Raw genomic sequence first — 386 nt, 5'->3', positions numbered from 1 at the left:
TCTGTTTTTGCCAGGCTGCCGCTGGTTTTGGTGCGGCGGCCATTGGCGTCATAGGTGTAAGCCAGGTCACCGATGAGGCTGTTGTCGGCTTTTTTGTAGGTGATGCCAGTCAACTGGCCTGCGTCATCATAGCTGTTGTCACGGGTGATGCCGTTGGCGTAGGTGGTTTTGGTGAGGCGGCCTGTGTCGTCATAAGTGAACTGGATAGCTTGTGCCTGGTTGTTGTTGATGGCACCTGCGGCCTGGTCGATGCGGATGAGCCTGCCAACTTTGTCGTAGGTGTAGCTTTGTGTTGGCTGGCCTGCGATGGTCATGCTGCTGCGCTGGCCGTTGGCGTCGTAGGTGTAGTTGACTATACCGTTGGGGCTGGTGACCTGCGTGATGCG

At 57.0% G+C, this 386-nt stretch carries 1 pseudogene; it reads right to left on the bottom strand.

The features are described 5' to 3' along the window. Nucleotides 1-386 (bottom strand): annotated as a pseudogene (locus tag ACO0LG_RS29590) (hypothetical protein); the annotation flags it as partial.

It is taken from the genome of Undibacterium sp. Ji42W (assembly GCF_049340405.1).
Taxonomy (GTDB): Bacteria; Pseudomonadota; Gammaproteobacteria; order Burkholderiales; family Burkholderiaceae_D; genus Undibacterium.
The sequence above is the reverse complement of the archived record's forward strand: the minus strand, read 5'-3'. Positions and strand labels throughout refer to the sequence as shown.